Below are 9,920 nucleotides of genomic sequence, written 5' to 3'. Positions count from 1 at the left end.
TTTTGCGGTCAGGTATTCCTGAGTGCCGCGCGGGAAGCGGTGTTGGTAGAAGTCGATGATCATCTCGTTTTCCTCTTCGGTGAACACCTGATCGGAGCTAAGCGCCTCCATGATTTCGCTGCTGCGGGATTAGGACATCTTGGCGTAGTGCTTTTCCGCTGGTCTTGCCCTCGTTTCGCCGGACACTCAGGCCGTTGCGGTTTGAGCTTGGATGAACTCGCGAGGCGAGCGAAATCGGTCCGAAGCGGCCCACCCTTCCTGTTTTTCTGCCCGTAAAGACAACCCGCCTGATCCACCGCCGCGCCCCGGAAGGATCGACAACCGGGTGAAGCTCGTTGCCGTCGCCATGACGCCCGGACCCGAGATTCTCGACCAGCTTCTTCGTGAGTTTGCCTGACAGAGCCATGCGGCATCGCACCACGATCCATACCACACAGCGAGCGTAAATTGGCGCGATTGAGAATAACTGAAATCAGGGCTCCGCCACGATTTATTCAGCCAAATCAATTCAATACGGCAACCACGATCGATGGGTGGAGCTGAATGAGATCGCGAGGTGGCGGAGGAGGTGGGATTCGAACCCACGGTGCGCTTTCACGCACGCCGGTTTTCAAGACCGGAGCATTCGACCGCTCTGCCACTCCCCCGCGGCCGGAGTCCGATAGCCGGGTCCGCCTGATTCTGGAAGGCGGTCCGCATGGCGGATCGCTGCGCCCGCGTGCGGGCGGTCTTTCCTTGGTGGAACGGCCCCGCTAGACTAAGCGCGACGCGCGGAGGCCCCGGACGAAGGCCCCGACGACGGCGAGCAAAACGGACCGGAAACAACCGGACCGGCAACGAGACGCGCGGGGACGACCGCGCCGGCATGGGGGCGAGACGATGGCACGGTATCCGGCACGAGTGACGTTGATCGCCATCGGTGCGCTCGTTGCCCTATCCGCCTGCGGCGGGGCCGATCTGCCGGGCTTTCTCGGCGGCGGTAAGAGCGAGGGGGGCGGATCGGCCGACGAGGTGACGCGCTCGACTCGCCTCGTCGAGCGTGATGTCGAGGCGCCCGACGCGTTCCAGGTGACCGAGCCGGCCCTGTGGGACGGGCGCCCGTCGCTCGGCGGTGTCTGGGTCGCCCATCCTGATGTCACCGATCCCGAACGCGTCATCATCCGCAACGAGACCAACGACCAGTTCGTCATCGGCGCCCTCTTCAAGCGCGAGCGCGAGACGCCGGGACCGCGGCTCCAGCTGTCGTCCGACGCCGCCGAGGCGCTCGGCGTGCTGGCCGGCCAGCCCGTGCAGGTCAACGTGACCGCCCTGCGTCGCGAGGAGAGCGGCGAAGAGACGGCCGAGGCCGCGACTGGCGCGGAGGGGCCGTCGCTGCCGGCGCCCGAGGCTGTCGAAACCGCGGCCCTGGACGCGCCGGAGGCCGCGCAGGCACCTGACCCCGCGCCCGCGGCAGCCGAACCGGCGGCGCCAGCCCCGGAGGCGACCCCGGCGCCGAGCGCCGCCGGGAGCCCGCTCGACCGGCCCTACATCCAGATCGGCATCTTCAGCGTCGAGCAGAATGCCGACAACACGGCCACATCGCTGCGCCGGACCGGGATCGTGCCTACGATCAAGAAGCAGACGAGCCAGGGCCGGACATTCTGGCGCGTCACCGTGGGTCCGACCGCGAGCGAAAGCGAACGGGCCGACATTCTCGACAAAGTGAAAGAGCTGGGCTTTTCAGATGCGTACTACGTGTCAAGCTGACCGCCCAGACCGAATACCGGAGACGCAATGACCCACCGCATCACGGCCGCCCTCGCCGCCATCGCGATGGCCGCGCTCACCGCGCTGCCGGCCCAGGCCTTCGAGACGACGGCGCGCGCCGCGTATGTCTACGACATGACGACGGGCACCGAGCTTCTGGCCAAGAACGCGAACGAACCCCTGCCTCCGGCCTCGATGTCGAAGCTGATGACGCTGAACATGCTGTTCGAAGCACTGCATGACGGCCGCGTGACGATGGACACCCGGTTCGGCGTCTCCAGCCACGCGGCCTCGATGGGCGGGTCGACCATGTATCTCGACGAGCGGGACCGCCCCACGGTCGAGCAGTTGATCCAGGGCATCATCGTGCAGTCCGGCAACGACGCTTGCGTGGTGGTGGCCGAGGGCCTTGCCGGAACCGAGGACGCCTTCGCCGACCTGATGAACGAACGGGCCGAGGATATCGGGCTCGACGATTCCCACTTCGCCAACGCGAGCGGCTGGCCCGACCCCGAGCATCGGATGAGCATGGAGGATCTCGCGACGGTCGCCGCCCGACTGGTCACCGAATTCCCCGAGCTCTATGGCTACTTCGCGCAGAAGGAGTTCGGCTTCGATGGCCGGGCGCCGCAGAACCGGTTCAACCGCAATCCGCTGCTGGGCCTCGGCATCGGCGCCGACGGGCTCAAGACCGGGCACACGCAGGAGGCCGGCTACGGCCTCGTCGGATCGGCCGCGCAGGGGGACCGCCGCGTGGTGTTCGTGCTCTCCGGGCTCGACAGCGCCGGCGCGCGGGCGCAGGAATCCGAGCGCATCGTCAACTGGGCCTTCCGCCAGTTCGTCGAAAAGACCGTTGCCGAGGAAGGGCAGCGTGTCGCGACCGCCGATGTCTGGCTCGGCAACACCAACGAGGTCGAACTGGTCGTCTCCGAGAATGTCTCGATGCTGGTCCCCGCGACGAAGCAGGACGACATCACCGCGCGCGCCGTGTTCGACAGCCCGATCGAGGCGCCGCTCGCCGCGGGGCAGAAGATCGGCGAACTTGTGATCACGCTCGAAGGGCTCCCCGAGACACGCGTGCCGCTGACCACGGCCGAGGCGGTCCCACGCGGCGGCTTCGTGCCGCGACTCAAGACGGCGGCGGGTGTCCTGATGCGGCGGTGGGGCGTCGAGGCGCAGCCGCTGCAGTGACGGCGCGCGGCCTCTTCGTCAGTTTCGAGGGGATCGACGGCTCGGGCAAGTCCACCCAAGCGCGGCGGCTGGCAGAAACGCTTCGGGCCGAGGGGCGCAACGTGGTGCTGACGCGCGAGCCGGGCGGAAGCCCGGGCGCCGAGGAGATCCGGGCGCTGCTGCTGCAGGGCGACCCGGACCGCTGGTCGCCCGAGACCGAGATCCTGCTTTTCACCGCAGCGCGCCGCGACCATCTCGAGCGTGTGATCCGCCCTGCGCTGGCCGAGGGCAAGATCGTTATCTGCGACCGCTTCGCCGACAGCACGCGTCTCTACCAGGGTCTGCGCGGCAGCGACCTACGCGCCAAGGTCGATGCCCTGCACGACCTGATGATCGGCGTCGAGCCCGACCTGACCCTGCTGATCGACATGGAGCCGGCGGAAGGGCTGAAGCGGGCGCTGGCCCGTCACGGCCCCGAAGCGCGGTTCGAGGGATTCGGCGAGGCGTTGCAGACCCAGATGCGCCAGGGCTTCCTGGACCTCGCCGCGGCGGCGCCCCAACGGTTCCGCCTGATCGACGGCGCCCGGAGCGAGGACGCCGTGGCAAGCGACTGCGCCACGGCGCTGGCCGAGGTGATGGCATGAGCGAGGACGACGACCGCCCGGAACCCGACCGCGCCCCGGACGCCCCGCATCCCCGAGAAACACGCGACCTTATCGGGCAGGAACCGGCCGAGAGGGCGTTCCTCGACGCGTTCGGCGCGGACCGCCTGCATCACGCCTGGCTGATCACCGGCCCGCGCGGGGTGGGCAAGGCGACGCTTGCCTGGAAGATCGCCCGGTTCCTCCTGTCGCAGCCGGCCCCCGGTGCCGGGTCCGGTCTTTTCGGGGCGCCCGAGACACCCGACACCCTGGACCTGCCCGACGATCACCCCGCGGCCCGGCAGACCCGTGCCCTGTCAGCGCCGGGCCTGTTCCTGTTGCGCCGCGCCTGGGACGACAAGGCCAAGCGGCTGCGAACTCAGATCACCGTGGACGAGGCGCGGCGGCTCAAGGGGTTCCTGTCGATGTCGTCGGCCGAGGGCGGGCGGCGCGTCGTCATCGTCGATGCCGCCGACGAAATGAACGTCAGCGCCGCGAACGCGATCCTCAAGCTGCTCGAGGAACCGCCCGCGCGGACGACGCTGCTTCTGGTGGCCCACGCGCCCGCGCGGCTTCTGCCGACGATCCGCTCGCGCTGTCGCGAACTGCGCTGCACGCCGCTCACGCCGCCGGACATGGCGCGGGCGCTGGAGCAGGCCGGCGAGACGCCCGAGGACCCGGCCGCGCTGGCCGAGCTCAGCGGCGGATCGGTGGGCGAGGCGCTGCGGCTTCTGCACCTGGGCGGGCCCGACATCTACGCCGGTCTCGTGGGGCTGTTGCAGGATGCGCCGCGGATGGACCGCGCGGCGGCGATCCGGCTGGCCGACAGCATGGCAGGCCGGGGCAAGGAAGAGCGGTTCAACGTCTATCTCCGCCTCGCCGACCGCCTGCTGGCGCGGCTGGCGCGGGCGGGCGCCGGCCTGCCCCCCACGGCCGAGGCCGTTCCGGGCGAGGCGGCGCTGCTGGCGCGGCTGTCTCCGGACCATGTCAGCGCCCGGCACTGGGCCGACCTGCAGCAATCGCTCAGCGCGCGAGCGCAGCACGGGCGGGCGGTCAACCTTGACCCTTCGGCGCTGGTCTTAGATATGGTGCTCAAGATGAACGACACGGCGGGCAGGCTCGCCGCGCACGCTTAGGCAGGCTCCATGACGCACCCGCAGATCACCGACAGCCATTGCCACCTCGATTTTCCGGACTTCGATGACGAGCGTCAGGCCGTCATCGACCGCGCGCGCGAGGCGGGCGTCGCCCGGATGGTCACCATCTGCACCAAGCTGCGCAACGCGCCGCAGGTGCAGGCCCTGGCCGAGGCGCACGCGCCGGTATTCTGGGCCGCCGGCACCCACCCGATGAGCGCCGCGGACGAGCCGATGGCGACCGTCGACGAACTGGTCGCCCTCGCCCGGCACCCGAAATTCGTCGGCATCGGCGAAAGCGGGCTGGACTATCACTACACCGCCGAAAGCGCCGAGGTGCAGCGCGAAAGCCTCCGCCTGCACATCGAGGCCGCGCGCCGGACCGGGCTGCCGCTGATCATCCATGCCCGCGACGCCGACGAGGACATGGCCCGCATCCTCAGCGAGGAATACCGCGCCGGCGCCTATTCCTGCGTGATGCACTGCTTTTCGTCGGGGGCCGCGCTGGCGGAAACCGCGCTGGACCTCGGCTTCTACCTGTCGATGTCGGGCATCTCGGCCTTCCCCAAGTCGAAGGACCTGCGCGCGATCTTCGCCGCCGCGCCGCTCGAACGCATCCTCGTGGAGACGGACAGCCCCTATCTCGCGCCGCCGCCGCACCGGGGCAAGCGGAACGAGCCGGCCTATACCGCCCATACCGCGCGGGTCGGGGCCGAGGTCTTCGGGCTGGACTATGCCGATTTCGCCAAGGCGACCGAGGCCAATTTCGAGCGTCTCTTCTGGAAGGCCGCCGCCTGGGCCAAGGCGGCCTGATGGCAGAATTGCGATTCACGATCCTGGGCTGCGGCTCGTCCGGCGGCGTGCCCAGGCTTGGCAACAACTGGGGCGACTGCGACCCCGACGATCCGCGCAACTCCCGCCGGCGCTGCTCGATGCTGGTCGAGCGCGAGGGCGACGAGGGCACGACGCGGGTGCTGATCGACACCTCGCCCGACCTGCGCAGCCAGCTGCTGGATGTCGGGGTCGGCACGCTCGACGCGGTTGTCTACACCCATTCGCACGCCGACCATGTCCACGGGCTCGACGATCTGCGGATGATCGTCTTCAACACCAAGGAGCGCCTGCACGTCTGGGCCGACGGGGATACGCAGAACGACCTCTATTCGCGCTTCGGCTACGCCTTCATGCAGCCCGAGGGCTCCCCCTATCCGCCCATCCTCGAGATGCACACGATCGAGGGCGACGTCACGATCAGCGGCGCCGGTGGGTCGATCACGCTGGAGCCGTTCAAGGTGAACCACGGCGCCATCGATGCGCTCGGCTTCCGGATCGGCGATCTTGCCTACCTGCCCGACGTGGCCGAAATCCCCGAGCATGTCTGGCCGCAGCTGCAGGACCTCGACTGCTGGGTGCTGGACGCGCTGCGGCGGACGCCCCACCCGACCCACGCACATCTCGACCAGGCGCTCGAATGGATCGAGCGCGCCGCCCCGCGCCGCGCCGTCCTGACTAACATGCACATCGACCTCGACTACGCGACGGTGGCGGACGAGACGCCCGAATACGTGACCCCCGCCCACGACGGCATGGTCATCACCTATAGTGAGTAACCCGATGCCGCGCGCCGTCCCATGCAGGCCCTGATCGAAGTCATCCTGCCGGTCTTCCTGGTGATCGGCTTCGGCTACGTGGCGGTCTGGCGCGGCCTGTTCACGGATGCGCATACCGACGGGCTGATGAAGTTCACCCAGAACTTCGCCATCCCCTGCCTGTTGTTCCGCGCCATCGCCGAGATCGACCTGGGCCAGGAATTCGACCTGTCGCTCCTTGCTGCCTTCTATGTCGGCGCGACCTCCGGCTTCCTCTTCGGGCTGTTGGGTGGGCGCTATGTCTTCGGACGCGCATGGAAGGATGCCGTCGCCTTCGGCTTCTGCGGGCTGTTCTCGAACTCGGTCCTGCTGGGCCTGCCGATCGCGGAGCGCGCCTTCGGCACCGAGGCGCTGCGCTTCAACTATGCCATCGTCGCGATCCATGCGCCGTTCTGCTACGGGCTGGGGATGACGGTGATGGAGGTCGTCCGCAATCGCGGCGGCCGTCCGCGGGACACGGCGCTGCGCGTGCTGAACGCGATGTTCCACAACGCGCTGGTCATCGGCATTGCCCTGGGCTTTGTCGTGAACCTCTCGGGCATCGCGATCCCCGGCGTGATCAACTCGGCGCTCGACCTGATGATCCGGGCCGCCCTGCCCGCCGCGCTGTTCGGGCTGGGCGGGGTTCTCGTGCGCTACCGTCCCGAGGGCGACCTGCGCGCAATCGCCTGGGTCTGCGCCGCCTCGCTGCTGCTGCATCCCGGCGTCACCTACCTTCTGGGGCTCAGCTTCGGGCTCGGCACCGATGCGCTGCGCGCGGCGGTCATCACCGCGGCCATGGCGCCGGGGGTGAACACGTACATCTTCGCCAACATGTACGGCGCCGCCCGGCGGGTGGCGGCCTCCGGCGTGCTCGTGGGGACAGGCGCATCGATCCTCACCGTCTGGCTCTGGCTGTCGATCCTGCCCTGATCAGGAAAAAGGGGCGCCGCCCGACGGCAGCGCCCCAAGTTTTCCGGTCGGCAAGGCCAGTGGTCAGCCGGGCGACATGCCGCGCAACTTCTCGGACCGGCGCCGCAGCAGCTCGACCGTGGTCAGAAGCAGGATCGAGATCGTCACGAGGATCGTCGCGACTGCCAGGATCGTCGGCGAAATCTGCTCGCGCAGGCCGGTGAACATCTGCCACGGCAGCGTCTGCTGCCCCGCCGAGCCGACGAACAGGACGACGACCACCTCGTCGAAGGACGTGATGAAGGCGAAGAGACCGCCCGAGATAACGCCGGGCAGGATCAGCGGCATCTGGATCTTGAAGAAGGTCCGCACCGGCCCCGCCCCCAGGTTGGCCGACGCCCGGACAAGGGACTGATCGAAACCCACCAGCGTCGCCGTCACCGTGATGATGACGAACGGGATCCCCAAGGCCGCGTGTGCCAGGACGACTCCGACATACGTCCCCTGCAGACCGATCCGGCTGTAGAAGAAGTACATCCCCGCGGCCGAGATGATCAGCGGCACGATCATCGGCGAGATCAGGATCGCCATGATCGCGCGCCGCGCCGGCACATGCGGCTGGCTCAGCCCGACGGCCGCCAGCGTGCCCAGCCCCACCGCCAGCAGCGTCGCCACCGGCGCGATCTGGAGCGAGTTCCGAAGCGCCTGCTGCCAGTCGTCCGAGGTGAAGAAGTCGCGGTAGTGCTTGAGCGAGTAGGCCTCGGGATCGAGCGCGATCATCCCCGGCGTGAACGTGAAGAAGTTCTCGGCGTTGAAGCTCAGCGGGATGATCGTGATGATCGGCGCGATCAGGAAGAAGAAGATCAGACCGCAGATCACCAGATAGGCATAGTGCCAGATCTTCTGACCGGTGGAGGCATAGGGCGGAAGTTCGATGGCCATGTCGATGTCTCCTTAACCGAGGCTCACGTTGTCGATCCCGACGATCCGGTCATAGAGCCAGTATAGCACCACGACGACGACCAGCAGGATCGACCCCAGGGCGGCCGCGAGGCCCCAGTTGAGCGAGGTCGAGATGTGATAGGCGATCCGGTTCGAGATGAACGTGCCCGTCGTGCCGCCCACCAGTTCCGGCGTGATGTAGTAGCCGATGGACAGGATGAAGACGAGGATGCAGCCCGCCCCGATGCCGGGGATGCTCTGCGGGAAGTAGACCCGGCGGAACGCGGTGAAGTTCGTCGCCCCGAGGGATTTCGCGGCCCGCATGTAGCTTGGCGGGATCGTCTTCATCACCGAGTAGAGCGGCAGGATCATGAATGGCAGCAGGATGTGGGTCATCGCCACGATGGTGCCGAACTGGTTGTTGATCATCTGAAGGCGCGCATCGTCGCCGACGATGCCGATCCACACGAGGACGTCGTTGATTACGCCCTGTTGCTGCAGCAGCACCTTCCAGGCGCTCGTCCGCACCAGCAGCGACGTCCAGAACGGCAGCAGCACCAGGATCAGCAGCAGGTTCGACGTGCGCATCGGCAGGTTCGACAGCAGGTAGGCGATCGGATAGCCGAGCGCGATGCACGAGAACATGATGACCATCGACATGAACAGCGTCCGCTTGAACAGCAGGCCGTAGATGCGCTGGTCCTCGGGTTGGCGCTCGACGCCGTCGGGCGTCAGTTGCAGGTCTGCCGCCGCCAGGAAGTAGCCCGAGGTATAGGGCGAAGAGAATGCCTCGATCGTGCCCCAGGTCTCGGCGCTGCCCCAGTCTTCGTCGATGTCGAGGAAGGTCTGGCGCATGTCGGTCGTCTCGAACCCATCGACCGCCTGCGCGGCCTGCTCGATCAACTCGGCGCTCTGGCCCGAGAACCGGTCGGCGGCGTCGGTATAGGTGGACAGGTCCTCGTAAAGCGTGAGGTACGTTATGTTCCAGGGTTCCTCGCCCGTGGGCGCTTCGCCATTCTGTTCGCGCATAACGCGGGCGAACTGCTGGAACATCTCCGAGGTCTGCGGCAGCACGTCCGACACGCCATCGCGAAGCTCGAAGCTCGGCGGCATCTCGTCGAAGAACATGCCGCCCTCGTCGGCCCGCGCCTGCCACTCGCGCGCCTCCGAGAGATAATCCTCCGAACCCATCAGCGTGGCCCAGGTCATCGGCTCTTCCCAGGCCTCGTCCAGCTCGATGAACTGGTCGGCATAGAGCTCGCCCACGTCGTCAACGTCGCGCCCGGTCTGGCGGAAGAGCGAGGAAATACCCGTGGTCTCGTAATTCAGGCGGCTGCCGAGGCGAGTGTGGGTCTTTTCCTCGACGGCGACGATCATGTCGCGGGCGAGCGCATCGAAGACGCGCTCGTCCGGCACCTCCTGCCCGTCCCAGTCGTCCAGCGCGGCCACGGTCCGCGGCAGCGTCTCGGTGACGATCTGGTTCTCGACCGACCGGAACAGCATGTCCGCGATCGGCGCGATGAACGTCACCAGCACGAAGATCAGAAGCGGCGCGATCAGGCCCAGGGCGCGCAGCTTTTCGCGGCGCAGGGCGCGGTGCAGCGAGGCCTTGAGCGGCTTGCCGTCGGCGGCCAGGACCGGCCCGTCTTCGGCCCGGTCGGCATTGCGGATCGCGTTGTCGGGCGTCGCGCCCGTGACTTGGTCCGGCCCGGTGGTTGAATCGGTCATGATCTGGCCTCCTCTGC

The 9,920-nt window shown here is 67.8% G+C and carries 8 protein-coding genes, 1 tRNA gene and 1 pseudogene; 7 read left to right on the top strand and 3 right to left on the bottom strand.

What is annotated here, in order from left to right:
* Positions 1–557 precede the first annotated feature (557 nt).
* Positions 558–647: transfer RNA gene (locus BMZ25_RS16335), tRNA-Ser, on the bottom strand.
* Between the two features lie 232 nt (positions 648–879).
* Between BMZ25_RS16335 and BMZ25_RS16330 the strand changes: the two genes are divergently transcribed.
* Genes BMZ25_RS16330 through BMZ25_RS16300 form a run of 7 tightly spaced genes read left to right on the top strand, consistent with a single transcriptional unit; the run spans position 880 to position 7,254 of the window.
* Positions 880–1,746, top strand: coding sequence for an SPOR domain-containing protein (locus tag BMZ25_RS16330; RefSeq protein ID WP_092695539.1), 867 nt, complete (start codon positions 880–882; stop codon positions 1,744–1,746).
* A 27-nt stretch (positions 1,747–1,773) separates the two neighbouring features.
* Positions 1,774–2,937, top strand: a complete 1,164-nt coding sequence (locus BMZ25_RS16325; RefSeq protein ID WP_092695537.1) for a D-alanyl-D-alanine carboxypeptidase family protein — start codon at positions 1,774–1,776, stop codon at positions 2,935–2,937.
* Positions 2,934–3,560 carry a dTMP kinase gene (gene tmk, locus BMZ25_RS16320; protein WP_092695535.1) on the top strand — a complete coding sequence of 209 codons (627 nt, stop codon included), beginning with the start codon at positions 2,934–2,936 and terminating at the stop codon, positions 3,558–3,560. The genes BMZ25_RS16325 and tmk overlap by 4 nt, the downstream gene beginning before the upstream one ends.
* Positions 3,557–4,693, top strand: coding sequence for a DNA polymerase III subunit delta' (locus BMZ25_RS16315; RefSeq protein ID WP_092695533.1), 1,137 nt, complete (start codon positions 3,557–3,559; stop codon positions 4,691–4,693). Before tmk ends, BMZ25_RS16315 begins: the two co-directional genes overlap by 4 nt.
* A 9-nt stretch (positions 4,694–4,702) precedes the next feature.
* Entirely contained in the window at positions 4,703–5,506 is an 804-nt protein-coding gene (locus tag BMZ25_RS16310) for a TatD family hydrolase (protein WP_092695531.1), read from the top strand.
* Positions 5,506–6,303, top strand: a complete 798-nt coding sequence (locus tag BMZ25_RS16305; RefSeq protein ID WP_092695529.1) for an MBL fold metallo-hydrolase — start codon at positions 5,506–5,508, stop codon at positions 6,301–6,303. The genes BMZ25_RS16310 and BMZ25_RS16305 overlap by 1 nt, the downstream gene beginning before the upstream one ends.
* A 21-nt stretch (positions 6,304–6,324) precedes the next feature.
* A complete protein-coding gene (locus tag BMZ25_RS16300) occupies positions 6,325–7,254 on the top strand; it encodes an AEC family transporter (RefSeq protein ID WP_092695527.1) in 930 nt (309 codons plus the stop codon).
* A gap of 63 nt (positions 7,255–7,317) precedes the next feature.
* Here BMZ25_RS16300 and BMZ25_RS16295 read toward each other — a convergent pair.
* Together BMZ25_RS16295 and BMZ25_RS16290 are read right to left on the bottom strand one after the other, a co-directional pair.
* Positions 7,318–8,169 (bottom strand): annotated as a pseudogene (locus tag BMZ25_RS16295) (ABC transporter permease); the annotation flags it as partial.
* 18 nt (positions 8,170–8,187) lie between these two features.
* On the bottom strand, positions 8,188–9,903 hold the full coding sequence (locus BMZ25_RS16290) for an ABC transporter permease (RefSeq protein ID WP_092695523.1): 1,716 nt from the start codon (positions 9,901–9,903) through the stop codon (positions 8,188–8,190).
* Positions 9,904–9,920: the final 17 nt, after the last annotated feature.

Origin of the sequence: Tranquillimonas rosea (genome assembly GCF_900111315.1) — a bacterium.
In the GTDB taxonomy this organism is placed as follows: Bacteria; Pseudomonadota; Alphaproteobacteria; order Rhodobacterales; family Rhodobacteraceae; genus Tranquillimonas; species Tranquillimonas rosea.
The sequence above is the reverse complement of the archived record's forward strand: the minus strand, read 5'-3'. Positions and strand labels throughout refer to the sequence as shown.